At 36.3% G+C, this 26,246-nt stretch carries 25 protein-coding genes and 2 pseudogenes; 16 read left to right on the top strand and 11 right to left on the bottom strand.

The window, feature by feature from the left end:
- Positions 1-192 precede the first annotated feature (192 nt).
- Entirely contained in the window at positions 193-2,001 is a 1,809-nt protein-coding gene (locus GH754_RS10335) for a DNA translocase FtsK (protein ID WP_153728636.1), read from the top strand.
- Positions 2,002-2,074: 73 nt separating this feature from the next.
- On the opposite strand, the gene GH754_RS10340 is transcribed toward GH754_RS10335, so the two are convergent.
- Complete coding sequence (locus tag GH754_RS10340; protein WP_153728637.1) at positions 2,075-2,521, bottom strand: hypothetical protein; 447 nt, start codon at positions 2,519-2,521, stop codon at positions 2,075-2,077.
- A gap of 313 nt (positions 2,522-2,834) precedes the next feature.
- Here GH754_RS10340 and GH754_RS10345 point away from each other — a divergent pair, with 313 nt between their 5' ends.
- Genes GH754_RS10345 through GH754_RS10355 form a run of 3 tightly spaced genes read left to right on the top strand, consistent with a single transcriptional unit; the run spans position 2,835 to position 4,051 of the window.
- Positions 2,835-3,086 carry a hypothetical protein gene (locus GH754_RS10345; RefSeq protein WP_153728638.1) on the top strand — a complete coding sequence of 84 codons (252 nt, stop codon included), beginning with the start codon at positions 2,835-2,837 and terminating at the stop codon, positions 3,084-3,086.
- The gene (locus GH754_RS10350; RefSeq protein ID WP_153728639.1) at positions 3,079-3,654 is read left to right on the top strand and encodes a type II toxin-antitoxin system HicB family antitoxin; all 576 of its coding nucleotides are present in this window, start codon (positions 3,079-3,081) and stop codon (positions 3,652-3,654) included. Before GH754_RS10345 ends, GH754_RS10350 begins: the two co-directional genes overlap by 8 nt.
- 19 nt (positions 3,655-3,673) lie before the next feature.
- Positions 3,674-4,051 carry a hypothetical protein gene (locus GH754_RS10355; protein ID WP_153728640.1) on the top strand — a complete coding sequence of 126 codons (378 nt, stop codon included), beginning with the start codon at positions 3,674-3,676 and terminating at the stop codon, positions 4,049-4,051.
- 909 nt (positions 4,052-4,960) lie between these two features.
- Here the strand turns inward: GH754_RS10355 and GH754_RS10360 are convergent.
- From GH754_RS10360 to GH754_RS10375, 4 genes are all read right to left on the bottom strand, one after another.
- Positions 4,961-5,782: a GIY-YIG nuclease family protein gene (locus GH754_RS10360; protein ID WP_153728641.1), complete on the bottom strand. Its 822-nt coding sequence runs from the start codon at positions 5,780-5,782 to the stop codon at positions 4,961-4,963.
- A 169-nt stretch (positions 5,783-5,951) separates the two neighbouring features.
- The gene (locus tag GH754_RS10365) at positions 5,952-6,800 is read right to left on the bottom strand and encodes a MetQ/NlpA family ABC transporter substrate-binding protein (RefSeq protein WP_153728642.1); all 849 of its coding nucleotides are present in this window, start codon (positions 6,798-6,800) and stop codon (positions 5,952-5,954) included.
- Positions 6,801-6,813: 13 nt separating this feature from the next.
- On the bottom strand, positions 6,814-7,476 hold the full coding sequence (locus GH754_RS10370) for a methionine ABC transporter permease (protein WP_153728643.1): 663 nt from the start codon (positions 7,474-7,476) through the stop codon (positions 6,814-6,816).
- On the bottom strand, positions 7,469-8,218 hold the full coding sequence (locus tag GH754_RS10375) for a methionine ABC transporter ATP-binding protein (RefSeq protein WP_153728644.1): 750 nt from the start codon (positions 8,216-8,218) through the stop codon (positions 7,469-7,471). Before GH754_RS10375 ends, GH754_RS10370 begins: the two co-directional genes overlap by 8 nt.
- Positions 8,219-8,998: 780 nt before the next feature.
- Here GH754_RS10375 and GH754_RS10380 point away from each other — a divergent pair.
- Together GH754_RS10380 and GH754_RS10385 are read left to right on the top strand one after the other, a co-directional pair.
- Positions 8,999-9,331 carry an abortive infection family protein gene (locus tag GH754_RS10380; RefSeq protein WP_153728645.1) on the top strand — a complete coding sequence of 111 codons (333 nt, stop codon included), beginning with the start codon at positions 8,999-9,001 and terminating at the stop codon, positions 9,329-9,331.
- 170 nt (positions 9,332-9,501) lie between these two features.
- A complete protein-coding gene (locus GH754_RS10385) occupies positions 9,502-10,080 on the top strand; it encodes a CBO0543 family protein (protein WP_153728646.1) in 579 nt (192 codons plus the stop codon).
- A gap of 44 nt (positions 10,081-10,124) precedes the next feature.
- Here GH754_RS10385 and GH754_RS19670 read toward each other — a convergent pair.
- Together GH754_RS19670 and GH754_RS10390 are read right to left on the bottom strand one after the other, a co-directional pair.
- Positions 10,125-10,308: pseudogene (locus GH754_RS19670) on the bottom strand (DUF91 domain-containing protein); the annotation flags it as partial.
- Between the two features lie 125 nt (positions 10,309-10,433).
- A complete protein-coding gene (locus GH754_RS10390) occupies positions 10,434-11,105 on the bottom strand; it encodes a biosynthetic peptidoglycan transglycosylase (RefSeq protein WP_153728647.1) in 672 nt (223 codons plus the stop codon).
- A gap of 191 nt (positions 11,106-11,296) precedes the next feature.
- Here GH754_RS10390 and GH754_RS10395 point away from each other — a divergent pair, with 191 nt between their 5' ends.
- Positions 11,297-14,494 carry a DEAD/DEAH box helicase gene (locus GH754_RS10395; protein ID WP_153728648.1) on the top strand — a complete coding sequence of 1,066 codons (3,198 nt, stop codon included), beginning with the start codon at positions 11,297-11,299 and terminating at the stop codon, positions 14,492-14,494.
- A 102-nt stretch (positions 14,495-14,596) separates the two neighbouring features.
- Here the strand turns inward: GH754_RS10395 and GH754_RS10400 are convergent, their stop codons facing one another.
- Positions 14,597-15,073, bottom strand: coding sequence for a hypothetical protein (locus GH754_RS10400; RefSeq protein WP_153728649.1), 477 nt, complete (start codon positions 15,071-15,073; stop codon positions 14,597-14,599).
- A 220-nt stretch (positions 15,074-15,293) separates the two neighbouring features.
- Between GH754_RS10400 and GH754_RS10405 the strand changes: the two genes are divergently transcribed.
- The 3 genes from GH754_RS10405 to brnQ all read left to right on the top strand — a co-directional run bounded on the left by GH754_RS10405 (position 15,294) and on the right by brnQ (position 18,748).
- On the top strand, positions 15,294-16,064 hold the full coding sequence (locus tag GH754_RS10405) for a cyclase family protein (RefSeq protein ID WP_153728650.1): 771 nt from the start codon (positions 15,294-15,296) through the stop codon (positions 16,062-16,064).
- A 100-nt stretch (positions 16,065-16,164) separates the two neighbouring features.
- Positions 16,165-17,118 (top strand): UV DNA damage repair endonuclease UvsE, encoded by a 954-nt coding sequence (gene uvsE, locus GH754_RS10410; RefSeq protein ID WP_153728651.1) that lies wholly within the window; start codon positions 16,165-16,167, stop codon positions 17,116-17,118.
- Between the two features lie 271 nt (positions 17,119-17,389).
- Complete coding sequence (gene brnQ / locus GH754_RS10415; protein ID WP_153728652.1) at positions 17,390-18,748, top strand: branched-chain amino acid transport system II carrier protein; 1,359 nt, start codon at positions 17,390-17,392, stop codon at positions 18,746-18,748.
- Between the two features lie 51 nt (positions 18,749-18,799).
- Here the strand turns inward: brnQ and GH754_RS10420 are convergent, their stop codons facing one another.
- Entirely contained in the window at positions 18,800-19,447 is a 648-nt protein-coding gene (locus GH754_RS10420; RefSeq protein WP_153728653.1) for a GntR family transcriptional regulator, read from the bottom strand.
- 63 nt (positions 19,448-19,510) lie between these two features.
- Here GH754_RS10420 and GH754_RS10425 point away from each other — a divergent pair.
- The 3 genes and pseudogenes from GH754_RS10425 to GH754_RS10435 form a co-directional block, all read left to right on the top strand.
- Positions 19,511-19,960 (top strand): annotated as a pseudogene (locus GH754_RS10425) (ABC transporter permease subunit); the annotation flags it as partial.
- Between the two features lie 189 nt (positions 19,961-20,149).
- Positions 20,150-21,679: a Ppx/GppA family phosphatase gene (locus GH754_RS10430; protein ID WP_153728654.1), complete on the top strand. Its 1,530-nt coding sequence runs from the start codon at positions 20,150-20,152 to the stop codon at positions 21,677-21,679.
- Positions 21,680-21,801: 122 nt separating this feature from the next.
- The gene (locus GH754_RS10435; protein WP_323741966.1) at positions 21,802-24,009 is read left to right on the top strand and encodes an RNA degradosome polyphosphate kinase; all 2,208 of its coding nucleotides are present in this window, start codon (positions 21,802-21,804) and stop codon (positions 24,007-24,009) included.
- Positions 24,010-24,127: 118 nt separating this feature from the next.
- Here GH754_RS10435 and GH754_RS20095 read toward each other — a convergent pair whose 3' ends face one another.
- Together GH754_RS20095 and GH754_RS10445 are read right to left on the bottom strand one after the other, a co-directional pair.
- The gene (locus GH754_RS20095) at positions 24,128-24,223 is read right to left on the bottom strand and encodes a glycerophosphodiester phosphodiesterase family protein (RefSeq protein WP_153728655.1); all 96 of its coding nucleotides are present in this window, start codon (positions 24,221-24,223) and stop codon (positions 24,128-24,130) included.
- Positions 24,193-24,345, bottom strand: a complete 153-nt coding sequence (locus GH754_RS10445) for a hypothetical protein (RefSeq protein WP_153728656.1) — start codon at positions 24,343-24,345, stop codon at positions 24,193-24,195. The genes GH754_RS20095 and GH754_RS10445 overlap by 31 nt, the downstream gene beginning before the upstream one ends.
- Before the next feature lie 224 nt (positions 24,346-24,569).
- Between GH754_RS10445 and GH754_RS10450 the strand changes: the two genes are divergently transcribed.
- Genes GH754_RS10450 through GH754_RS10460 form a run of 3 tightly spaced genes read left to right on the top strand, consistent with a single transcriptional unit; the run spans position 24,570 to position 26,246 of the window.
- Positions 24,570-25,058, top strand: a complete 489-nt coding sequence (locus tag GH754_RS10450; protein ID WP_228550223.1) for a small multi-drug export protein — start codon at positions 24,570-24,572, stop codon at positions 25,056-25,058.
- A 14-nt stretch (positions 25,059-25,072) separates the two neighbouring features.
- Positions 25,073-25,834, top strand: coding sequence for a hypothetical protein (locus tag GH754_RS10455; RefSeq protein WP_153728658.1), 762 nt, complete (start codon positions 25,073-25,075; stop codon positions 25,832-25,834).
- A 16-nt stretch (positions 25,835-25,850) separates the two neighbouring features.
- Positions 25,851-26,246 carry a GntR family transcriptional regulator gene (locus GH754_RS10460; RefSeq protein ID WP_153728659.1) on the top strand — a complete coding sequence of 132 codons (396 nt, stop codon included), beginning with the start codon at positions 25,851-25,853 and terminating at the stop codon, positions 26,244-26,246.

Genomic DNA, 26,246 nt, shown 5'->3' on the forward strand with positions numbered 1-26,246 from the left:
TACATAACTAACTATGTTGTAACTTGGAACGTACACTTCTTAAAGGGTATACAAGTAAACAACACTATAATAAATCGTCACATTTTTCTTGTGGTAAATTAAAGCTTTTATAAGTATAGTAATTCCGAAATTGGTTAATATAATAATAAATAGTATTGGAGATTTGTTTACTCTAAAGGGAAGGTGTGGTAAATGAATAATGAGAGAGATATCGATATAAATAAACTTATAAATAGTATAGATTTAGAGCCAGAAATACTTAAATATATGAAAATACTTTGTGAATACAACCATCGTAATGTCTCTGTTAGTAATATTCAAACATATTTAAGAGTAGGATACAATAAAGCAAAAAGAATCATTAAAAAATTAGAAGATCTAAACATAGTTGGACCGTACCAAGGAAACAAACCGCGTGATCTATTAGTAGATATAAATGTATTAGAAAGATTATCAGCGCAAATGTCCATGGAAATCAATAAATTAAAATGGTCAAAGCGGAAAGAAAAGGAGAGAAATGGTGATTTAGGACAGCAGGAATTGTTTTACACCGGCAGTAATGAATCGGATTCTTATTATAACAATTTAGAAAATGAAAAACTTAAGGAAGAAGTAATTAAATTAAGAAAGGAAAAAATAGCACTTGAAAAAGAGAATTCTATTCTTTTAAAGGAAAGGGAAACTACCATTGATAACTATCAACTTATAGAAAGAAGTAAGTATAAAGCAGAACTTGACTACCAGTTAGGACTGAAAGTTAGAGAAAACGAATTAATTGTAGATGAATTATTAAATAATACAACCATTATCGAGAATCTCCAAGGACAATATGAGAAACAATATAACACGGTCTTAGAAGAGGTTGAGAACTTAAGAAGAAAGCTAAAAGATCAGGAAGAAAGTCTTTCTATGTTTAAGTTAAAACATTTTAAAATTGCAAGAAGTATTGTTATATCTACAAAGGGGTTTATTTCTTTACTGCAGGAAGTCAAAATTCGTAGAAGTTCCGTTTCTACCTCAAAGAATAAAGGTGAATTTATTCATTCTGATATGATTGCGGAATTGTTAGATATAACTGAAGAAGCATTAAATGATTTGGTGCCCATTTGCGGAGATAGGATTTTCGGAGATGATAATAGCGAAGGTGAAAATAGTGGAAATGAGTTATCGTTTATTATGAGAAGATTTAAGCACATTACTAACAATTACCTAATAAAATTTCAAAAGGTCTTTGTTGATAGAGGGATAGTCCCACCTTGCAACACTGTCTTAAATCAAATTAACACTCTAATAAGATATAGAGAAATAAATGGGATTCCAATATATCACCTTCACTTATTATATTATTTAGCATTAGTATTAGCAGTTATTGCTGAATATGAGAAATTTGAGGGGGTAGGACCAGATTTTATAATTGAAAAAAATAAGAGAAGGGTGGATTTGGCATATGCCAAATTAGATGACTTAACCAGAGAGAAATTTCCTACTGTAAAGAGCTATATTATAGATAAATTAGCTAAATATAGCCAGCTAGGAAAATTACCTAAAAACTTATATGTTAATGAGTATACACAAGAAGAACTTACTGTGTTTAATTTATTTGTGGCAGATAAATTTATATACGATGAAAGTATTCTTGAAACCATAAATGATTACACTCTATTCTATTTATGTGGGGACAAAAATTCAGGTGTATATAAATTTGGAGTAACAAATGATGATGATGCTACCTCAAGGATAAAGGAACATACTAAAACTGCTAAAAAAATAGGAATTGAAAAAATGGTTTCGTTAATTGAATTAAAAACGCCACATGCGTTAACAATTGAAAACTACTTTAAGGATAAATTCAAACAATTTGCAGAAAGATTGGATTTTGGAGGTCCTGAATGGGTTAAGTTAATTACAGCTGAAGAAGTAGATTTTATTCTTAATGGTGTATGGGAATCAGATAGTCAATTACGTTACATTATGTCTTACTCATTTGATTATTTTAAATAGTCTCCCCATTTTCTTAATTAATAATTAAAATGTAAACTTTGTAACTCTACGTAATAAATACAAATAAATTCCTTCAGGTTTGTAAAGTTAACATATGTTTAAATACAATATAGGTCGCCTTACGGATGCTGCAATTTAAGAGGGACATTACCTTAACAAGTTCTTTATATGTTTCATTATCCAATTTTACGTGTATGATATTATTACTATCGTAATATGGATAATTAACAAATTGATGGTGGTTCGACAAACTCTTTTTAACTAGGGATGTTGTGAATTGGGTCATGGACATCCCATACTCAACAGCCATTAATCGCACCCACCTTTTTTCCTCTTCATTAACAGGAATCCGGATATCATGTTTTTTGTCACTACGAATTATTGGTCGTGTTACTATTTCAGTATCTGATACTTTATTATTCTCAACTTTTTTCACTTTTTTTCCCCAAGTTTCTATAATTGGGGGAGCAAGATTGCAAGTTCCCTCGATGTTCCACACATTATTTAGTTCTCTATTCATAACAATCATCCTCACACCTTTACTTATAATTATTTTTTTAGAATTTAATTATTTTATACATTTACTTGTTCATAAGTATGTTTCAGAATACCTATTACTTCTAATGTTTTTGTAGCACGCACGAATTATTTCCCGATTGTATATGAATTTCCAATAGGACCTGTTTTGTGAATACATTTCGTAATATTTGATGTTTTGTTTTGTAATTTTTACACATGATAATTAAATATATAATTTATTTATGCTTGAAATCACTCACAACATCATTTATCCTGAATACAATGACACTATATATGGTGCGGTGGTGCAGAGCTTGTCAAAAAAGTATAAATTATACCAAGACTTAAAAAATAGAAAAAAAGGAAGAAGTTATGATGAATTAGTATCTCTACTCAGAAAATATGGATTTAGAGTTGATGAGAGTAAAGGGAAAGGCTCTCACTGTCCAGTAGTCCACGAAAAATATTCAGACCTTTATTGGACCCTCTCTAGAAAGAAACCGATGGGGGTATACCACGTGAAAAAGGTAGTAAAACTTGTGGAGGAGGTATTAGATCGTGAGTAGATATGTAAAGAGTTTAGAAGAGTTCTTAAATTTAGATTATAAAATGGTGATTACTCCTTTTGAGGATGAAGGAGAAAAGGGGTTTGTAGTAAGCTGCCCAGAAATTAGTGGGTTAGAAGTATTTGGAGAAACTTTAGAAGAGGCGATTGAAGAAGTAAGAGAAGCAAAAATTGCATTATATGAAGTGTTTTTAGAAAAAGGAATTAATATTAGATATCCTGAAGAATATAATTTTGAAGATGAAGATTTTTCAGGTAGAATGACATTAAGAATACCTAAAACTCTTCATAAAAGAATTAAATATTATTCAGAGGATAATAATGTTTCTCTAAATACTGGGATTATTCAATTAATAAATGATGGAATTAACTATGCAGATATTAAGGATATGAAGGGAAAAATCTATAATAGTCTTAATAAATTTAATAAAAAGATAATATTAAAAGTAGAATATAGTATGAATGATCGAGAAGGTGAGTATTATAATCCTTCCTTTAAACGCAGTAAATCCAATTATAGTGTACCTAAATTTCATTTTGAAGAGAATCCTTTTGCTTTAAGACAATAACTTTGGAGGTAGGATTAATATGGATAAAGATTTAAGGATCTCAATATTAGAACTGGACTTATTGAATGTTAAGTATTCCGTTGACAATGATGATGAAAAAGATAATTTAGTCTTAGATATTAATTATGAAATCCTTGAGGACAAGAGAATAAGATTTAATATTGAATTTTTATTTGTTGATAAAGAAATCAGCCTTAAAGGAGAATTTCTTTTTGTTATTATAATTAAAAACCTCGAGGATATCGAAGGCTTTATAAAAGAAAATAAAGAAGATGTAATTTATCCTGTTTATATTAAAATTTCAAATATAATTTCTTTATTAACTGACCAATCGTTTCCATTTCCTAAAATTATTCCTCCAAGTACATGGATTGAAGAAGAAGAGGAGAGTAGTTAATTAATTACACCGTTATTATTGTAAATGTTAGATTAGATGATGATGTCTAATATAGTATTATTTTAAAATTCAAGTCGAAAAAGATAACCTTAAAGAATTTTGTTAATGTTGCCTTTTTAAAAAATGAAAAACCTATAATATTGGAAACATACAAACAAGTTTGTAGTTTGTCGTATTGTTAATGAATATAGACTCCCGATTGTTGTCATATTAACAATCTGGTGGTCTCTTCTTAATTATGCAGGGTTATCTAACCATGTTATTCTATACAAATATATTCCAAAAATGTTTTCGTAAACAGTAGTTAGATCTTTCTACACAAATTTTACACATAGAACCTAAAACACCTTATTAAATAAGGGTTTTCAAGGCTATCTCTAGACCGACCACCGGTATCAACCCTAAACACACAAATAATTAAATATTATTACCGTGATAAATGAGACAGGGAAATTTACCTGTCTCATTTATGGTTTTATACTTAGTATGTCTGTTGTATAATTAATTTTTAAATAAATTTATCATTAAAAGAGGTGGTTATAAAGTGACTGCTGATGAGATAATGAAAGCAATCGAAGAAATGGATAATGGAGAACGGATAAAATTACTTAATAATTATTTGATAGTTACTTTGATAGCAGACCACCAAAAGAGCAGATAATAAAAGAAAAAGAAGAAATTTTTGGGGGTAAAGAAGATGAGTAAAGCAGGTAAACGTGGAGAGATATGGACTGTAAAAAAAGACATTTGTCCATTGTGTTGCCTGGCAGTCTTTGTATGTTAGGTAGTGAGGAAATCATATATGAATGTGCTTATCCATTTTGCAAACTTCAAAAATAAAGCGAGGACTCATGTAAACCATCATGAGTCCTCGCTTTATTTCTGGGACAAAGGTCCTGTCCCTCCGTTTTATTGTAGGTACATCTTTAAAATACAACCATAAACATTTGTATGCATTTTTCGAAATCGTATAATAAAATAACTATCAGATATTGAACAAACGTTAGAAACAGATTGATATATGTGTTTAGTGCCAGATTTAATCGCAATTGAGAAATGCATATTCTCAACAGACCTTTGAATTCTATCTCTGGTAGACTTGGAATGTACGAACTCAAGTTGACTACAAATATCTGAAAATAAAACTTTGTATTTAGTTTGTTCATATTCATCTTGATATTCATAAGGAGAATTTAGTATGATTTTAAATATTTCATGTTCCCAAATTCCAACAGGGCCATTGCTTTTCAATACAACAATATCTTCTTTATTATCCATTCTGAATTCAAAATATAAAGGGTTAGTCGAAAATACTGAAAACACGGACCGTTTGTTTCTAGCTGTGGAAACATAAGGTATGCGATTGCTGGGAGGAGAGATTTCCTGGTCATTAAGAAACTTTATTTTTTCCTTTAGATTCTTCCTTCTTTTTTCCTGCAATTTTCTTTTATAATCATCAGAGAATAATTCAAACTTTAGTTCGGGTAGCTGAAAAGATGCAGGGGTTTCATTTGCATGAGTGTTATTATATTTAGGTTTTAGTTTGTTAATGTAATATATCTCATACAAAGTTAAATCTGTTTTATTTTCAACAGTAGACACCATGACATACTCTACTTCATTTATCCATGCATCACTGTTATGCTGTGAGTCACGTTGATCCATTTTAGTTGTTTTGCCTACATAAAGGACTACATCGTTTTTTCCGTAGTAAATATATATTTGGTGCATGATAACCCCATCCCTAAAAAATATATTGTAATTACATTTAAATGTATCATAAAACAAACTCTATGTTTATTCTGCAATATATTTTTTAGTAGAGTATATAAAAAAAAGGTACCTGGTACTTCAAATGGACAACTGTCCACGAAGCATACCAGGTACCGTTTTTCTTTTTTTAGAATGCCGGAAGAGAGGCGCCGCCTTCACGAGAATTTAAGAACTCGCGAACGTCTTCGCTCGTCATCGCCTTAGCTAGTTGTTGGATCAATTCTGTGTCTGCATTATCTTCACGCGCGACTAAAGTAATCGCAAATTTATTATCTTCTTTTTCGGTAATAAGCGCATCGTCAGCAGGAGTTAAATCTAAGTTACCAGCGTGTGTCGGGTTAATGATCACACCATCCACATCTTCATATAAACGAGTAAGTGCAGCAATACCTGCTTGCTCAAAAGTATAGTTGTGTGAGTCTTCTTTAATATCCTCTAATCCATACTGTCCGCTATCTGTTTCGTTCAATTCAATTAAATCGTGTGAAGCTAACAGGCGAAGGGAACGATCGATGTTAGACGGATCATTGGCAATACCAATCGATGCATCTTCAGGAAACTCTTCGACGCTAGCGTATTCTTTAGCATAAAGGCCGAAGTTGGCATAATAAATCGGCTGAATCTCTGTTAATGTAGCATCTGCATCTGAGTTTTCGTTGAACTGATTCATAAATGGAACATGTTGTGAGAAGTTCGCATCAACCTCATTGTTTGCTAGTGCTTCGTTTGGTTGAATATAGTCACCCATTTCAACGATCTTTACTTCAATATTGTCTTCAGCGAGATTTTCTTTTGCAATTTCAACAACATCTAACATAGGTGATTCCACAACAGCAACTCTGATAGATTGCTGTGTATTTTCTTCCTTATTCTGATCGTCACTTGAATCTTCTGTATTCTCACTGTCATTGCTGCCGCTACATGCGACTAGCACAGATACTAAGGCTGCCATCATGATCATGAGCCATTTTTTCATTAGTAATCTCTCCTTATCGTTTGTCTATTTTTCTTGCTAATGTAATGCCGGCATATTGAATGATTTGGACACATATCACCATAATGATGATAATATAAATCATCAAATCGGTGCGAAATTGTAGGTAACCATAACGGATGGCAAAGTCGCCGATCCCGCCACCGCCGACGACACCCATAATCGTTGAGTAAGATATAAAACTAATCGTTGATGTCGTCATGCTTAAGACAAGTGCTGAGCGTGCTTCAACGTATAAGAATTTGAAAATAATATCTTTAACTGACGCGCCCATCGAAACAGCTGCTTCCATCACGCCTTTAGGGACATCAAGAAGCGATTGCTCGGCAAGGCGGGAATAGTGAGCGATTGCGATGATGGTCATCGGAACAGTCGCAGCTGCTGTACCAATTGCCGTTCCAATAATAAAACGGGTAAACGGAATTAAAAAGATAACGAGTAACAAGAATGGAAAGGAACGAATAATGTTCACGATTAAGTTCAACGATGAAAAGACGAGTTGATTTTCAAGCAATTGCCCTTTGCGACACAAAAATAAAAAGGTCCCAACTGGAAGCCCAATCAATAAGGCCGCTAGGATCGAAAACCCAACCATAATAAATGTTTCACCAATCGACACCCAAATTTCTGATTGATACTCAAGTAATACATCAGGCATGGTTGAAGTCACCACCTGATTTTAACCGTTTGATAATTCCTTCGGCGCTATGTTCCATTTTGTGTACACCTGTCGGCTCAATCTCGAGTTCCTGATAGACTTGCCCATCTGCCATCACCGTCACTCGTTCACAGACGCTTTTGATGACTTCCATTTCATGACTAACAATGATAATGGTGACGCCAAATTCTTGATTGATCCGCTGTATTACTTCAAGCACTTCCGCTGTCGTATTCGGGTCAAGTGATGACGTGGGTTCATCACATAACAACACTTTAGGCTGGTTGACAATCGCCCGCGCAATTGCGACACGTTGTTTTTGCCCGCCACTTAGCTGCCCCGGGTACTGGTCTTTTAACTGATCAAGCCCGACAAAACGCAAGCTCTCCATTACCTTTTCTGCCCGAAGCTTTTTCGGAACTTTAGCTAATTGTAAGGCCACGACGACATTATCGAAAACCGTTTTATTGCTGAGTAGATGATGCCCTTGAAAAATCATCGCTAACGATTGACGTATCTGACGGATTCGCTTGCCTTTTAAATGGTTTAGCGTTTCGCCATCGATGACCACATCTCCTTCATCAGGCTGCTCGATCAAGTTCATCATCCGCACTAAGGTTGATTTCCCTGCACCACTCGCGCCAATAATTCCATGAATTTCGCCCGACTCGATACGTAACGATACCGACCGAATGGCTTCAAACGAGCCGAACCGTTTGCTGACATTATGTAAAGAAATCATAAAAAAACCCCTTCCTTATGTGAAAGGTGATTCAAATCTTACCTATTATAACTGATATTCATGTAGTTGTCATTTCATAGCAATTCTGAAAAATTATACAATAACAAACACTTTTTCAGAAGATTACAGATCACTTTAATATAGAAAATTAATCGAGTTTTAAGTGTCAGGCACCGCAAAAAGACATTTGTCTATTTGTAGTGCCTGACACTTTTTGTTGATCACGATTTAAAGAGAGTATTCACAACAATTCGAAACTACTTTTAACTTTGTGTGTATGAAGTAGAGTACGGTCCACCGGTATTTATAAACACAGTAATACTGACGCTTTACGTTATATACGTAAGGCGTTTTTTTAGTACCTACACGCACGATTTTCACCGTGAAAATCGTGTGCAATAAATCGTGTGCGGGGTGTTTATTATTATGGCAAAACGTAAGTAATGAGTTAAGTATTGAAGAGTTAGAAACGGTACAAAGTGTAGTACCTACGAGTAATTTAACGGTAAGTGAAAAGTAGATTTATTTATTAAAGATTGTTATGGCATAATTTAAGGGAACATACTATTAAATATTACCGTAATGAGTTTAATGCTTTTATGGCATTATTAACACGACAGGTCATTGAAATAAAAGTAGGGGATATTAGTACTATCGGGATAGTAGAGGCTATGCAGGGTGCGAATATCCGTAAGTTTAAACACAAGGGTTAACGGGTTACGTGCTTTGTTTAATTGGTTGCATAGAAAACTGCACCAAAACCCTATCAAAGAAGTTAGCATGTTCAAAACGTTGGTAGAGGGCGTTTGTAAGGAAATACTACATAAGTTTTCGGATGAAGAAATGAGTAACAAAATAGATTTACCTGCGTTGTTTACGAAAGTACGGCAAAGCTTAAACCTTAACCCTAAAGATCCAGAGCTAGATAAAGCGTTAAAAGAAGTATTAACGGGGTTAATTAAGGTAGTAAACGGTATATCCGAAGTACGTAATTCCCGTGGGGATTCACACATACCAAAATATAAAATAGATAAACATCATGCAGTAGTAGTTAATTCGGCAAAGACAGTAGCGGATTTCTTGTTTAAAACATACGAGTACCAACTTGATTAGAGGTACGCTAGTAGTAGGTAAATAAAAATGGGCTTGACGTTGAATGTGAACTATAAAAAGTTGGTAATTAGATTTTATTAAAAATTTAGATGCTAATTTATTTTTTAACCAACGATAAAGGTTAATTTATAAGAGTTATGGCAACACTGTTTTAAAAACTAGGTGAGTATATGGTCTTAGAAAAAATGGGTATGTTGGTTTCCATAATATTATTGGGATTTGGATGTTTATACTTTATAAGGTTAGATTGGAAAAAATATGGATTTCTATATATCATTGCTACTTTATCCGCTAATACTCTTTGTTATTTCTTTACATCTGTAGGATTATACTCATTTCCAAACAATGTTTTACATGGAAATTTACTCATTCCGTATGGATTAGTATCAACTGCATTTCCTCTTGGAGTATTATTTGGTGTAAGATTTAGTCCAGAAAAATGGGTGTGGAAGATTCCTTTTTACTGGGGAATAGTTCATTTAGGTATGGTAGCCGAGATTGTGTTAATGGTTACTCCAATATTTAAATTTGAACCAGAATGGGATTTATGGGATTCTTACTCATTACGTTGGGCTTACTACTTACTATTTGAAATATTAGGAACTAAGATTATTCCTCCTAATTTACGTAAGCCTATTAATCATCAGTCATTTATGTATGGGCGTTGGGCTTGGATAGTATTTCATATTATTGTTATCACCACCATTTTTTTAGCGGGTGTTTATGTAGGTGTAACTATAATTAAATGAAAAATTCTTAGTATGGATAGGAAATACATAAGTTTAATTAGTAAAACTAAATCAAGTAGCGAAAGCCCGTCCGAATAATGCTTATATTGGTATAGTTCAATTATTACGGTTAATTTGTTGTACGGCGTATTCATCGTATTTAGTAAAACAGCCTGCTATACAAAGTAAACGAGGGCTGCTCCAATCAATGTCATCTGAAACCTCTTGTCCGTATTTACGCCAAGTAATGGCATAGTTTATTAGATCACCAGCCAGCACAATTATGGAAAATTTCAATAAAACCGCGTAAAAAAGCCCCTACAGTGCTAAAATTTTAGCGTGGTGAGGGGACTGACCTTTTCCCTATACTCTATTTATTCAATGATTTCATTTTCGTTTCGGTAATCTTTTAATGCCTCGATAACCTCCGCTTGCCTATCTTTTGCTGCATCGCTATTTGAACTGTAAATACTTGGGGCTTGAGGTAAGCCTGCTAAAAATGTAGCCTCATTATAAGTTAATTCACTAGGTTGTTTATCAAAATAATGTTCACTAGCTTCTTTAATACCAACGTTACCTTCACCATAATAAACGATGTTGACATAAAGCTCCAAAATTTCATCTTTGTTATACATTTCTTCAAGGTCGCGGGCTAAAAATAGTTCTGCAACTTTCCGGGTAAAGGTTTGTTTATTTGAATAGTATAGGTTCTTAGCTACCTGTTGGGTGATTGTACTACCACCTTGCACAATTTCTCCCTCTTTCAAATTATTAAGTGTTGCTCTTAGAAGGGAGACGAATTCAAAGGCACCATGCTCATAAAATCGATGATCCTCAATGGCAACCACAGCATCTGTAAAATCAGGAGAAATGTCCATAAGAGACACATAGCTCTTATTTTGCCGCACGGACTCAACTTTTTCTTTAATCGGCATAGTAGTTATGGATTCTTTATACTTATTGTAGCCAAGTATCCCATATATTGTAGCAATACAAAGTAAAAGGATGATTCCTAGGACTATGAGATTTCTTATTAATCTAATCATGGTTTACCTCTATACATAATGACATTACATTTAGTATAACAAAGGACAGGAATTCCATTAAATTAAAAGCCAATCAGTGTTTTTAATTTATCAAAAAGTAACTAAAAACCAATAATTTATTTTTAGAACTGACTAATCTATTATGTTAAAGTAAATGTAAAATGCTTACCACACAGTTAGGAGAAGCCCTCATGCAACCAAAACTAAATAAAAAAGTGATCCAAGACCGTTGTGGGGCTGTCTCCTATAAAAAAGGGGACGCTTTTTATCGTAATGGCAAGGTAACGATCGAGGAAATAACAACAGTATTCGTACAAGCTACAGTGAAAGGCTCAGAAGACTTTCATGTGCAAATCGAAAAAAATAATAAAGGGTATATCTCCACTTGTAGCTGCCCCTCATTATCTTCATATCAAAAAGATTGCCAGCATATTGCAGCAACTTTCATTGCATGGCAGCATTATCAAGTAGAAAAGGATCGTTATGAGAAGGCCGACAATCATACGCCAAGTGAAGAGCTGTCGGAAGGGTTACTAGGATTATTTCAGCAGCCTTCTACTATGAAAAGCGGTCAGCAAATCCATTTCGAAAATAGAAGGGTCTTAGCTGTCACTTTTATCTGTAAGGTAGTTATGGTGGAAAATGGTAAGGCTATGCTCGGTATCGAACTACAATTAGCCAAACAACAAACCGTGAGTATTCGTGAATTTTTGAAACATCTCAGAGAAGGAAACAGGCATGTTATAGGGAGTACGTGTGTGTACGATCCAGTTGAGCATTGTTTTGATGAAGGTACGGATGCCATTCTTCAACAGCTTATTTTGATTATGTTGGATGAGAGCATGTATAAACGTGCCCTGCCTAGCTATAAATCCAGTAAAAATAAACAGATACTACTTATTCCTGCGTCTGCCTGGAAGAGACTAGAACCTTTATTGGTCTGTGCTCCACAGGCACATTTGCACTGGGAGGGAAAAATCATTCCTATTCAGCTAGTGGAGGGTTCTTTACCATTAACCTTTGAATTTACAGGGAACAAACTAAACGGCTATAGCCTATACATTGATGGGCTGCACCAAATGAGCGTTTTAAAAGAGTATGGAATCGTTTTATATAATGGGGAAATGTTTGGCGTTACACAAAAGGAAGGGGAACGACTACATGAATTAAAGCGCATGATAGACCGTTCGACTACAAACGAAATCCCTATACCAACAAACCAATTAAAGGATTATATGGAAAAGCTAGTCCCTTCCTTTAGAAAAATGGGGGAGGTTCATTTATCAGGAGAAATTACCGAAACCTTACAAAAAACGCCGCTGCAGGCAAGGCTCTACGTAGATCGGGTAAAAAGTCGCTTGTTGGCAGGTCTAGAATTTCATTACGATAGTGTGATCATAAATCCACTGGATCAGCGCAGCGTCCAGGTCGGCTCCTTGATTATGCGGGATGTAGAGAAGGAAGAAGAGATTCTTCAATTGATGGAGGAAAGCAAGTTTAGTAAAACAGATAGTGGCTACTTTTTACAAAATGAAGAATTAGAATATCACTTCTTGTATCACCAGTTGCCGAAGCTACAAAGGCTGACAAGTGTCTATGCCACAACAGCCGTGAGAATGCGACTAAAACCGAAAAGTAGCTTTCCTAAAATAAAAGTGAAGCATCAGAAGGAACGGATGAATTGGCTCGATTTTACGTTTGAGATGGATGGGATAAAGGAAGAAGAAATCAAGGACGTGTTAGCAGCATTAGAGGAAAAGCGTAAATATTATCGCTTGAGAGATGGTGCATTACTTTCCTTGGAAACAAGGGAAATGGAAGAGATCAAAAGATTTATGCACGCTGTACCTGTTCAAGATGATGATATAGCCAAAAGGTTTGAAGTTCCGCTTGTGGAAGGGCTGCGGATTCTAAATAGGATGGGCGAGAGTCATGCCGTTTCACTTGAGGCATCATTTCGGGAATTTTTGTCCTCCATTCAAAATCCTGAGCATTTGGAATTTGATATTCCAGAGCCATTAAAAGCCCTTTTACGTCCATATCAAATCAATGGATTTAAATGGTTGAAGTCGCTTGCTAGCTACGGGTTTGGCGGAATTCTTGCAGATGATATGGGGCTTGGTAAGACGATTCAAAGCATTGCATTTATTTTATCTGAGCGGCCAGCTATTCGAAATCGTAAGCAACCCGCATTGATAGTTTGTCCTTCGTCAGTTACTTATAACTGGGAGGATGAACTTACAAAATTTGCACCAGATTTAGAGACGCTAATTGTGGATGGTAGCAAATCAGAACGAAGAAAACTGCAACAAGAATTGATGAATGTTGACGTCATTATCACGAGCTATCCATTGCTACGTAGTGACATTAAAGACTATGAACGTATGAAATTTCATGTCGTATTTTTTGATGAGGCGCAGCTGTTTAAAAATCCACTAACCCAGACAGCCCGTGTGGTGAAAAAAATTGAGGCGAGTCATCGATTTGCCTTAACAGGTACACCTATGGAAAATGCAATTGAAGAGCTTTGGTCCATCTTTCATATCGTTTTTCCTGAATTATTCCTTGGCTTAAAGGAGTTTAGTGAGTTAACGAGAAAACAAATTGCTCGAAGGATTCGTCCCTTTATGCTACGCAGGGTCAAGGAGGATGTATTAGGTGAGTTGCCTGAGAAAAGGGAAACTATTGATTATGCGGAACTCCTACCTGCCCAAAAGAAACTGTATAGCACCTATTTGGCCAAGCTACGCCATGATACGTTCAAACACTTAGACGAGGAGACCATCAGGAAAAATCGAATTAAAATCCTTGCAGGTCTAACCCGTCTTCGTCAGATATGCTGTCATCCAACATTGTTTGTAGAAGGTTATCAAGGGAAGTCAGCTAAGTTTGAACAACTGAAACAGATCATAGAGGAATCAAGGCTTGCTGGTCGACGGGTATTAATCTTTTCGCAATTTACGAAAATGCTGCAATTGATCGGTCAAGAATTGGTTTATCAAGGTTTACCTTATTTTTATTTAGATGGACAAACGGCATCAGATGAAAGGGTAGACCTATGTAATCGATATAATCAAGGAGAGCGAGACCTTTTCCTTATTTCGTTAAAAGCCGGAGGGACAGGACTTAATTTAACGGGTGCAGATACTGTGATTTTCTACGATAGCTGGTGGAACCCGGCTGTTGAAGAACAAGCAGCAGACCGAGCTCATCGCATCGGTCAGAAACACGCCGTTCAAGTCATCAAACTCGTAGCCAAAGGAACCATTGAGGAAAAAATGAATTCACTGCAAGCGAAGAAGCGACATTTGATTGAGGAAGTCATTGATCCAATAGATGAACAAAGGGAAACACTGACAGAAGAGGATATACGTGAGTTACTAGGTTAATAAATGGGGTCAGTCCCCCACCGCTTTAACGCTTTAAAGTGGTGGGGGACTGACCCCGAAATGTTTATTGCTCCGAGCTTACTTCTCTTTTGACTTCACGGGTTAAGTCCAAAAGTGGCATCGGAAAAAGAGTTTTTCTTTACGGTTGTAATGACTGTAAAGTGTCCCTAGTTGTTTCATGTCCTCTTGTAGTTGATCTGTCGGATGTTCGGGGTCTTTTTCCATCGCATTGATAAGACTACTAAGTCGAGTTAATAGGCTTTCAAATACCCGATTTTCTTTATTGAAAATTTGGATTGGACGATTTGGATGATCTGATTCAGGAACATGAATATCATGAATCGTATGACCATATAGGTGATGACAGATGTCAAAGAATTTCTCAAAATCCTTGTTTTTTACTTCAGGATAAACATATTTTATTCGATGAAAAATCAATAAAATGTTTATGGTATCTAAGTCCTGAACGTGCTGATGAAAATCTTCTCGGACATCTTGTTCTGACTTCCCTTGTTGTAGCTGAAGTAATAGATCTTTTATGTTAATGACTCGTCTAGTATCTAAATGTGCTTGATTCATTTTCTCACCTCTTTGTGTTTATATAGCCTTTACGCGAGGCACAAACTTTCTCATAGTCTCCGCCAATTCACATTATACGTAATTTCATAAGTGAAGGGTGTGATTTGTGGCATTGTGGGGCAATGGGGGAGGCACTACAATGTTGCCCGAACCCATTTGTCATAAATGTTTATGAAACTTTATATATTTTTAAAAATATACAAAGGGAGTGTTGTGTAAGATGAAAATGATTGATTTGAGTGTGCCGCTAAGTCCTAAAGTAAAAGAACCGACGCCTCCATCAATTCGTTATAGTAGCCATGATGAAGGGGCTGAAGAGGGTGTACAAACCCTCAATCAATTTGGCTTAAATTTGAAAAAGGAAGATTTTCATAGAGAAAAAGCGTGGGCAACAGAAGTCATAACAGCAAGCACACATGCGGGAACACATGTGGATGCACCCTTCCATTACGGAGAAACATCTGAAGGAAAGCCTGCTAAAACCATCGATCAAGTACCATTAGAATGGTTTTATAGTGATGGAGTTCTATTTGACTTTGGAGACAAGGAAAAGGGATACGGAATTACAATTGAAGATTTGCAGGAACAGCTAAAGCAAATGGATTATAATTTGAAGCCTAATGACATTGTTTTAGTAAGAACTGGGGCGGATCAACATATTTATGAAAAAGATTATGCCTTTTGTAGTGCTGGAGTAACTGCAGAAGCAACCCGTTGGTTAATCGATCAAGGAATTGTAGTGATGGGGACGGACGCCTGGGGGTGGGATATCCCACTTGATATACAGGCAATGAATTACAAAAAAGACCCTGAAAACAATAGAATTTGGGATGCGCACTTAGTGGGACTAGAAAAGGAATATTGTCAAATTGAAAAGCTTGCAAATCTTGACCAAATCCCCAAAAAACATGGTTTTAAAGTAAGCTGTTTTCCTGTGAAAATTGAAAGTGCCAGTGGAGCCTGGGCAAGACCAGTAGCAATCATCGACTAAAAGAGAGAAACCGGATAAACAGCCCTATGCTTCTACAATGTATGAATTATCCCCAAGCACAAACACTAGTTTTACCGACATCATAGGGTGGGGTGAATTCATGATACTCAGATTCGGCTATGTTTCAACAGCGCTTTCCTTATGGGAAGCTTCTCCTTCTAGAACCCTCACATTTACAAATTGGAAGAAACAAGCTGGGGAGAGGAGAAGGCAGAAGCTATACGATTTAACCGAGGAGAATTTAAAAAACACCATTCGTACCCTTCATTTTAATATTGCCCACGGCATTGATGTTTATCGAATGTCTTCATCGATTGTACCGCTTGCTACACACCCAGAAGTGAAGTGGGACTTTCTAACTCCATTTCAAGAGCTTTTTCAAGAAGTTGGAGAACTAGTGAAAACCAATCAATTACGGGTAAGCTTTCATCCGAATCAGTTTACCTTGTTTACGAGTCCGCAGCAACATGTAACAGAGAATGCCATTATTGATATGATCTATCATTATGAGATGTTAAAAGCCATGGGATTACATAAAGATGCGAATATTAATATTCATGTTGGCGGTGCTTATGGAGATAAAAAGGAAGCGATTAAACGGTTTAATGAAAACTTTGTAAAGCTTGATCAAGATATTCGCATGCAAACAACCCTTGAAAATGATGATAAGACCTATACAGCACTAGAAACCCTTCAAGTTTGTGAGAAGCACGAGATTCCATTCGTGTTTGACTACCATCACCATTGGGCGAATCCTGGGAATGGTGAATGGGAGGAGTTACTCCCTCGAATCTTTGCTACGTGGGAGAATACGGGAAGGGTGCCTAAATTCCATTTATCCTCTCCAAAATCGGAGAAATTAAAACGAGCACATGCGGATTATGTGGACACTGACTTTGCTAGCCCCTTTATCCAAGCATTAAAAAGCTATGGAAAATCAGCTGATATTATGATTGAAGCGAAGGCGAAAGACAAAGCAGCTTTAAAGTTTGTGGAGGACCTGAGCAAACGGCGGGGTTTTAAACGAATCAATGGAGGTGCCATTGAGATTTAGAAATATATCGCCTGCTAGCTGCCGCTTTTCTGCACTAATATACCGCGTTTCTCTAACCTAATAAAGTATTTAAAGGACTTATCAAATTTTGATGGGTCTGCTTTAATTATTTACATAGTTGTGAGTATCAATCCCTCGCCCAGAATTTTTCAATTGATATAATCGTCATAAAATTCACGTAATATATTGCATTTTGCAATCGGGAGTAGTATGATGTTTTCTATTGATATATTGCATATAGATGATGAAAACATCATAGGAGGTTCAAATCATGAAACTGACTTTTTCGTCTTACGCAGCAGTTGGTGTTATGTTGTTCGCACTATTTTTTGGAGCTGGAAACCTGATTTTTCCGGCAGGTTTGGGGCAAAATGCTGGGACAAGTCTTTGGCCAGCTGTTATCGGATTTTTAATTACCGGCGTGGGGCTTCCACTCCTTGGTATCATTGCAATGAGTTTTTCCGGAAGCCGTAATCTGCAGGATTTATCATCAAGGGTCCACCCAGTGTATGCCGTGTTTTTTACATCATTACTTTATTTAACAATTGGACCATTTTTCGCATCTCCTCGTACAGGGACGGTTGCGTATGAGATTGGTATATCGCCCTTTATAAATGAGTCTTCACAACAAATGGGTTTATTTATTTTTACTTTATTGTTTTTCGCTATCGTACTTTTATTTTCATTAAATCCCGCCAAACTTGTTGATAATGTCGGAAAAGTGTTGGCACCTGGACTAGTTGTTCTGATTCTAGTTCTTCTTGTGACAGCAATTGTCAATCCTATAGGAGCGATGGAGGCACCGCAGGAAGCGTATACTAGTGGAGCGTTTGTTACGGGATTCCTTGAAGGCTATAATACAATGGATGCACTAGCATCATTGGTATTTGGGATTATCGTGATTAATGCGATCCGGGCAATGGGGGTAACGTCCAAAACGGATATTCTCAAAACAACCGTTAAGGCAGGAAGTATTGCTGTATTGCTTCTCGGAGCGATTTATGTAGGGATTGCATATATGGGGGCAACAAGCACGCAGGTTTTTGGAGTCTTTGAAACTGGCGGACCGGTGTTAAGTGGTGCCGCTTCCCATTACTTTGGTACGTTTGGTTCCGTTTTACTTGCTATTGCTATTACATTGGCGTGTTTAACGACTGCTATCGGACTGACAACAGCCAATGCGGAATATTTTCATACGTTGTTTCCGAATATCAGCTATAAAACCCTTGTGGTCTTCTTTGCAACATTGACCTTTGTAATTGCAAATTTCGGATTGGCAAACATCATCACTTACTCTGTTCCGGTCTTGATGTTCTTGTATCCATTGGCGATTGTCCTAATGATCTTGACATTTTTATCTCCACTGTTTAATCATGCACGAACCGTATATGGGTCAACTATTGCTGTAACGTTTTTAATTAGTATTTTTGATGGCCTCAAGTCGCTCTGTAATTCATTAGGAATCGAATATTATAGCTGGATGCAGCCTGTTATAAACATTTATGAACAATCGCTTCCTCTATACGGTCAGGGACTTGGATGGTTGCTGCCCGCAGTTGCTGTTATTGTAGTCACAGGTTTCATCAGTCATTTCCAAAAAAATGAGACAGCTGCAGCTCATGTTTCATAATACAAACAAAAACCGGTTTCCTTTTCGGAACCGGTTTTTTGTGTACCCGTTTTATTCAAATTCCTGTAATGTACCTAGCCAGTTTTCTTTCATAATGGATGCGGCTTGATCTTTGTTTCCATTTTTCATGGCCTTAATAATCGTATTATGTTCCTCAATAGACCTTTCTGATAACACAATAGAATTATAGAAAAAATGCCTTCGAACATGTGCCTGTAATGATTCTAATACGCTTTGGATATAAGGATTCTTAGTTATGTCAACAATTAATTGATGAAATTCTTCATCGACCTTCAAAGCAGCGTAGCCGTTATTGGAATGAATGGATTGTTTGAAGCGTTCATTGATCTGTTCGAGTTGGCTAATATGATCTGCTTTCAAATGATCAGTAGCCACTTCGGCTGATAAAGACTGCAACGCCGCCAATGGGGGGAGAAGATCTTTAATGGCATCTCGTCTGATTTCGGTAACCTGTGTTGCTTTGCCCGGATACATTTTGACAAAACCCTGCACTTCGAGAAGTTGAAGTGATTCACGAACCGGGGTTCTGCTGACTCCCAGTGATTCAGCTAGCTCGGAATCATTCAGTTTTTCGCCTGGCAGCAAAGTTCCATCAATGATCCATTGTTGAATCTGATTTAATGCGCTTTCCTTAGCCGATTGACGAACAGGTTTCGAATGGTTTGCAGGTACTGGCATGCCCCTTCTCCTTTCTAGATACTCATTTTGTATGGTATATAGTATACATGAAAATACACCTGAATAAAATATGCAATAACCGTTCTGTTCTATTCCGCACCTCTTATTTTGACAGCTTTAGGCGGAGTGTATAGCGAAAGGTTAGCTGTTGTAAATATTGGGCTAGAAGGATTCATGGTGATGGGTGCTTTTATAGGTATTGTGTTTAATCTTACTTTTGCAAGTGTTTTCGGTTCATGGACACCTTGGATATCCATAGTAGCTGCAACGATCATTGGGGCTATTTATTCCATTATTCATGCAATAGTTTCCGTATCCTTTAACGCAAATTAGGTCGTTAGTGGAGTTGCGATTAATGTGCTCGCTGTAGGTATAGGGGTTTATTTAACAAAAGTATGGTATGGTAAAGGACAAACAGATATGGTTGATCAGCCATTCTATACAACGAGTATTCCTGTGTTGGATGATATTCCAATCATTGGTCCCATATTCTTTCAAGGGATTTATTGGACGTGCCGAGGACCCTGAGCAAATGGGGGACCATATATGCAAGGGAAGATAAAAGAACAAATGAAAAAGGGACAGACTAACTTCTTCATATTAGGAGAGAAGCGGGACTGTCCCTAAATTTACTTCATTTAGCTTCATTCAACATGATAAAATATAAGAACATTCTACACTTCATAAGTAAGGAGGATTTTTTTGACAGAAAGAGTTGGAATTATTGATATTGGTTCGAATACCATTCGACTTGTTATATATGAGCGTTTAGAATCCTGGAAACATTTTGAAGAATTAGAAAACATAAAGATCACAGCCCGCCTCCGTTCTTATTTTGATGAAACACAATCACTAAACGAGGCTGGCATTGAGAGATTAATGACAGCACTAGAAGAGTTTCATAACATACTAGAGCATTATAAGGTTAACGAATTCATTTGTGTTGCAACAGCATCTATTAGACAAGCTGCTAATAAAGAAGAAATCTTGCAAATCGTGAAGGAAAAGATACAAATTACCATAAAACTGTTAGGTGATTATGAGGAAGCCTTTTACGGAGTTAATGCGGTATTACACTCCATACCCATTAACGAAGGAATTACAATCGATATCGGCGGTGGAAGTACCGAAATTACGTACTTTAAAGACCGCACCATAAAGCAATACCATAGCTTTCCGTTTGGAGCATTATCATTAAAGCTTCAATTTGTAAAGGGCGATATTCCTACCGATGAAGAAAGAAAACATATACGTAAGTACCTTTTTGAGCAATTTCAAGCTTTCCCTTGGATCACGAATAGGCAAGCCCCTGTTATAGCAATAGGCGGAAGTGCTCGAAATGTTGGCCAAATTCATCAGCAATTAATCAAATATCCCCTTGATGAAATGCATCAATATGAAATGAGTTTAGATGACATCGTTAAAACGAAAGAAGATTTGCTTCCGTTATCTTATATAGAATTACAAAAGACTGATGGCCTATCTAAGGATAGAGCAGATACAATTCTTCCTGCCTTTGAAGTATTTGAAGTCGTTTGTAACATGGTACATGCTACCAAGTTCATTATTAGTCGGAGAGGATTACGGGATGGGATTCTATACCAAAAGTGGATGGATAATGATCACTCCAATCTTCCTTTACTTGATGTTAGTATTGCTAAATTTCGCAAAAATTTCTATATTGGTACACAGGATGAGAAGCAGTTACTAAAAATTGCTGCTGTCCTATTTGAAGCAGTACAAACTAAAGAAGAAATTAGTGATCAGTTTACCAAACAAGATTTTACGTTATTAGCACTTGGTGCACGGATATTTCATTTAGGTAAAAAAGCAACCGCAGAAACGAGTAGTGATACCTTTCATTTATTAGTAAATCGAACCATATTGGGTCTTTCCCATCGAGACAAGTTGAAACTTGCACTTGTTTCCTCATATAAAGGGAAAGGCACATTTCAGAAATATTTACGCGCATTTAAAGAATGGTTTACACCGAGTGAACAAAAAACATTATGTGTCCTAGGGGCCATATTAAAAATATCACAAAGCTTAAATATATCGAATCAAAATACAGTGATTGATTTGCAAATAAGTAAGGAAGATAAAGTCCATTGGATGCTTCATGTCATTTGTAAGGGTTACTATCGTCCTGAGGAATATCACTTTGAAAAACAAAAGAAACATTTAGAAAAGCTATTGAAGCTAACACTCGATGCAAAGTTCCATATCAAGTAGTCAGCGTATAGAGGAAGTTGTTTACAAACATTTTACAGAATTTTTACAATATATTTACGATGGATTGCGCTGATTTTGTTATGATTGTAATATATCTGTCGAAAAAAGGAGATGTATGACAAGTGGAAGTAGCAGAAAAGAAACTCAGCTTAGAGAACCCTTCCTATTATAATAACCGAGAATTAAGCTGGTTGAACTTTAATGATCGAGTGTTAGAAGAAGCATTAGATGAACGTAATGCTCTTCTAGAAAGATTAAAATTTATGGCTATTTTCAGTTCAAACCTTGATGAGTTTTTTATGGTTCGCGTTGCCGGTTTATTGGATCAGGTGAAAGCTGGTTTTAATCGACCTGAAAATAAAGCTGGTTTAACACCAATTGAACAACTTGAAGAAATCTCTATGGTAAGCCACGATCTAATTGACAAACTAGATGATGCTTATTTAAACCTGCTCACACCTCTTTTAGCAAAAGAAAACATTAGCATTCTTCCTATCGAAGAGGTAACGAAGTCAGATTTATTATTTTTAGAAAAGCTGTTTGATGAGCATATTTTTCCTGTATTAACTCCAATGGCAGTGGATGCATATCGTCCATTTCCAATGTTATTAAATAAATCATTGAACCTAGCCATTCGGATAAAGGATACCCATGGGAATCTCGATAATCAATTGAATTTGGGAAACTTAGCGATTGTACAAGTCCCAGCTGTGATAGACCGATATATTGAATTACCAATGAAGAAGGGGAAGAGGTCATTTATCCTTCTAGAACAAGTAATATCTCACTTTATTCATAAATTATTTATGGGTTATGAGGTGCAATCCGTTACAGCGTTTCGGATTACAAGAAATGCCGATTTAACCATACATGAAGATGGTGCGGAAGACCTGTTACAGGAAATTGAAGATGAATTAAAAAAGCGAAAGCGAGGAGCTGCTGTACGCTTAGAAATTCAAAATAGCGTCTCCAATCATCATGTCATTGACTATTTAATCGAAGAACTGGAAATTCATGAAAAGGACGTATTTTATGTCCGTTCTCCACTCGATTTAACTTTCCTTTTCTCTTTTTACAAAACCTTAAAAACTACACATGAACATTTAGTAGATCCTACTTACATTCCGAATCCACCGAAGGATTTGAGAGGGGGAAATGGCTTATTTGAGACGATTTTAGAAGAGGACATTCTACTTCATCATCCATACGAATCATTTGAGCCAGTTGTCGACTTTGTCTCACAAGCGGCAGATGATCCAGATGTACTTGCGATTAAACAAACGCTTTATCGGGTCAGTGGCAATTCTCCAATCATAAAAAGTTTGGAGCGTGCTGCAGAAAATGGTAAGCAAGTGACCGTTCTGCTAGAGTTGAAAGCAAGATTTGATGAAAAGAATAATGTTCAATGGGCAAAGGAATTAGAAAAAGCTGGCTGTCATGTCATTTATGGGATAACCAACTTGAAAACTCATAGTAAAATTACGCTGATCGTTCGTCGCAAAAAGAATAAGATTGAACGATTTGTTCACCTTGGAACAGGAAATTATAATGATGCTACCGCCCGGACATATACAGATATAGGTTTGTTGACATCTAATGAAGAGATTGGGATTGATGCAACGAATTTTTTCAATGTTTTAAGTGGATATATGGAAAAACCAGCATTTTATCATTTAGTCATGTCCCCGTATGATATTCGAGATGAATTTTTCAAATTGATTGACCAAGAGATTGCCTATCATGATCAATTTGGAAATGGTCATATTATCGCTAAAATGAATTCCTTAACGGATAAAGAACTTATTTTAAAAATGTATGAAGCATCCAATGCTGGGGTGAAAATCGAACTTATTGTTAGGGGGATCTGTTGCCTACGTCCTGGTATCAAAAATGTAAGTGAAAATATTACCGTTCGAAGTATTGTGGGTACATTTCTGGAACATACAAGAATTTTTTGCTTTTACCATAATGGAGAAAAAAAAGTTTATTTATCTTCTGCGGATATGATGACACGAAACATGGAAAATAGAGTTGAATTACTCTTTCCTATCTTAAAGCGTCATTTAAAAGAACGCATTTTTAAGTGGATTTATGTTATTCTGGCAGACAATGTAAAAGCACGTGAACAAGATTCTAATGGAAAATATGATTATGTGAAACGGCAGGAATATGAACCCGAAATAAATAGTCAGCTAAAGCTATATGAACTTGCCCATGAAGCAGCAAACAAAGAGCCAATCCACCCTATTGCTGAAACCGCTCAAGGTAGTAAGAAAAAGCAAGGGATCCTTCATCATTTTAGCAAGTTTTATAAAAAACAGAATAAATAAGGTATTGGGGTTTCTAGTCTATTACAAGTGAGGGCAGTTACAGAATCGTAACTACTTCTAATACTAGGACCTTGTTCTAAGATTAGGGTCAGACCACTAGGGTCTGACCCTAATCCCTTTACTCTTGAATCTCCAATTCTCCATCCTCCGTCATTTGCACATCAATTTCGATATAATCTGATTTCATGCCCACACCTTCTTGGAATGCTGCCATAGTGTTTTCCGGTGCATGGGCAGATGCTCCTCGACGGGCACATTTATCATCTGTTGCTGCTCTTGCTTGGAGATTTGGCCTTCCTTTTCTGTCGCAAGTACTGGAACTGCTAAACTAGTCACTAAAATGCTCATGAAACAGATAATAAAAAAGAAAACGCTTCATATTAACGACCACTCCTTTTAATTTGATAACTCTATTATAGAAAGAGCATATGTAGCGCTAATTAATAGACAATTTTGCACTGATTTTGATTTTAAATGAATAAATGGATTTGATTAATCCTTAATTTGTGTTAAGGTGTGTATATAGATATACACACCTTAACACTTTGGAAGGGATGATAATGATGGACTTTATTTTGGGTTATATATCCGTTTTTATATTGTCGGCCATTCCATTTTTCGAGGCATATGGGGTCGTTGCCATTGCTACTGTTGCGGGATTGTCCGTTTTCCCCGTTATGGGGCTTGGTTTAGCCGGAAATATATTGACTGTTTTTCTTGTGATTATCTTTGTCGAACAAATTAAAAGTTGGAGAAAAAAGCGTAGAGAAGGGAAGGAAACAAAAGAAAGTAAGCGATCTGTCAGAGCCCATAATTTGTGGAGGAAATTTGGTTTGCCCGGATTAGCCATACTTGGACCATTAATTGTTGGTAGTCATTTAACAGCTATGGCGAGCATGACATTTGGTGGCACAAAAATGAAAACATTTTATTGGGTATCTGCGAGCATTACGATTTGGAGTATTGTATTTACGGTTTTACTTTATTATGGCGTTGACTTTTTGGGATTAGAAGATCGCGGCTTTGTCAACTTCTTCAAGACTAGATAAGAGGGGTGTTAGGATTGTTTAATGATGCTGTTTGGTTAGCTAGAAAGGAATTTAGACATCAATGGATGGGCTTTTTGATAACGATTATCGTAACGATATTCATGGGTATGCTGACATCAGGATTACTTCTGTCAGAGTCTGAAAGTGCCATTATAAAACTGAGAGTAGACTCCAATTCCATTTTCGCAGACCGCTTTTTACTTGATCTCATTTTTATCGGGATGGCACCATCTTTCGCAACCATCTTTATGGCTAAGCCATATTTGAGTTATCGAGTGGCAAAGGATGACCCGCATGGGAAGCGGATGGCGGTGCTCCGTTCATTACCTATTCCCGTTTCCGTTTTAGCATTAAGTCGCACACTGTTTATGCTCATGATCTTAGGTGTGTTGGCGTTGACTTTTTATGGGACGGTTGTAGCTTTTGTGTTTGTATTTAGTAACTCTTATGAATTCATGACGATAAGTGAGTTTGTTACGTTTATTTTATTTTGGTTTGGCTATATGTTGGCGCTTGGTGGAATGAGTCCGTATATTGAATTTGGAAAAGGTGGTAAGATCCTGCATATATTACCCTTCGTTTTCCTTGGGTTATTCTTGGTTTTACAAATTACTTTTTATACGTATTTCGGATTTGGAATCGTAGAAAAAAGCATAGAGTTAGTGAAAGAAATGGGTTGGCTCATGACAGTCATTTCTTTATCTATTGGTGTCATGTGTAGTTTTGGTTGGAACAAATTACTGAAGAAGCGTTTAGCGAACAGAGATTATTTATAGAAGGGAGTGGTGTCACTTGAAGATACCAATCCATATCTCCGAAGAAAGCAGAGAACCCATTTATCATCAAGTCGAAACACAAATCAAAACACTCATCGTAAGTGGTCAGCTTCCACCAGGCACCTCCCTTCCCTCGATAAGGGCTTTAGCGGGAGATTTGGGCTGTAGTGTGATCACCACAAGAAGAGCCTATCAAAACCTGGAGGCAAATGGTTTTATTAAAACAGCCCAAGGTAAAGGCACTTTTGTGAATGATGTTGAAAATAGAAAAATAGAAGATACGAAAGAAAAATTAGCTTATGATGCTTTTAAAAAGGCTGTTGAACATGGAATACAAGTCGGTTGTTCCGAAGAGGAAATAAACACGATTTTTAACAATATTATGAGGGAATATTTTAAAAATGGGGGATGA

The sequence above is a fragment of the Salinibacillus xinjiangensis genome, assembly GCF_009649735.1.
Taxonomy (GTDB): domain Bacteria; phylum Bacillota; class Bacilli; order Bacillales; family Alkalibacillaceae; genus Salinibacillus; species Salinibacillus xinjiangensis.

Bases quoted from the DNA above. Each gene is read 5' to 3' on its own strand.
- GH754_RS10335 (WP_153728636.1), top strand. From the start codon at position 193: ATGAATAATGAGAGAGATATCGATATAAATAAACTTATAAATAGTATA.
- GH754_RS10340 (WP_153728637.1), bottom strand. From the start codon at position 2,521: ATGAATAGAGAACTAAATAATGTGTGGAACATCGAGGGAACTTGCAAT.
- GH754_RS10355 (WP_153728640.1), top strand. From the start codon at position 3,674: ATGGATAAAGATTTAAGGATCTCAATATTAGAACTGGACTTATTGAAT.
- GH754_RS10360 (WP_153728641.1), bottom strand. From the start codon at position 5,782: ATGCACCAAATATATATTTACTACGGAAAAAACGATGTAGTCCTTTAT.
- GH754_RS10365 (WP_153728642.1), bottom strand. From the start codon at position 6,800: ATGAAAAAATGGCTCATGATCATGATGGCAGCCTTAGTATCTGTGCTA.
- GH754_RS10370 (WP_153728643.1), bottom strand. From the start codon at position 7,476: ATGCCTGATGTATTACTTGAGTATCAATCAGAAATTTGGGTGTCGATT.
- GH754_RS10375 (WP_153728644.1), bottom strand. From the start codon at position 8,218: ATGATTTCTTTACATAATGTCAGCAAACGGTTCGGCTCGTTTGAAGCC.
- GH754_RS10380 (WP_153728645.1), top strand. From the start codon at position 8,999: ATGTTCAAAACGTTGGTAGAGGGCGTTTGTAAGGAAATACTACATAAG.
- GH754_RS10385 (WP_153728646.1), top strand. From the start codon at position 9,502: ATGGTCTTAGAAAAAATGGGTATGTTGGTTTCCATAATATTATTGGGA.
- GH754_RS10390 (WP_153728647.1), bottom strand. From the start codon at position 11,105: ATGATTAGATTAATAAGAAATCTCATAGTCCTAGGAATCATCCTTTTA.
- GH754_RS10395 (WP_153728648.1), top strand. From the start codon at position 11,297: ATGCAACCAAAACTAAATAAAAAAGTGATCCAAGACCGTTGTGGGGCT.
- GH754_RS10400 (WP_153728649.1), bottom strand. From the start codon at position 15,073: ATGAATCAAGCACATTTAGATACTAGACGAGTCATTAACATAAAAGAT.
- GH754_RS10405 (WP_153728650.1), top strand. From the start codon at position 15,294: ATGAAAATGATTGATTTGAGTGTGCCGCTAAGTCCTAAAGTAAAAGAA.
- uvsE (WP_153728651.1), top strand. From the start codon at position 16,165: ATGATACTCAGATTCGGCTATGTTTCAACAGCGCTTTCCTTATGGGAA.
- brnQ (WP_153728652.1), top strand. From the start codon at position 17,390: ATGAAACTGACTTTTTCGTCTTACGCAGCAGTTGGTGTTATGTTGTTC.
- GH754_RS10420 (WP_153728653.1), bottom strand. From the start codon at position 19,447: ATGCCAGTACCTGCAAACCATTCGAAACCTGTTCGTCAATCGGCTAAG.
- GH754_RS20095 (WP_153728655.1), bottom strand. From the start codon at position 24,223: ATGGCAGCATTCCAAGAAGGTGTGGGCATGAAATCAGATTATATCGAA.
- GH754_RS10450 (WP_228550223.1), top strand. From the start codon at position 24,570: ATGATGGACTTTATTTTGGGTTATATATCCGTTTTTATATTGTCGGCC.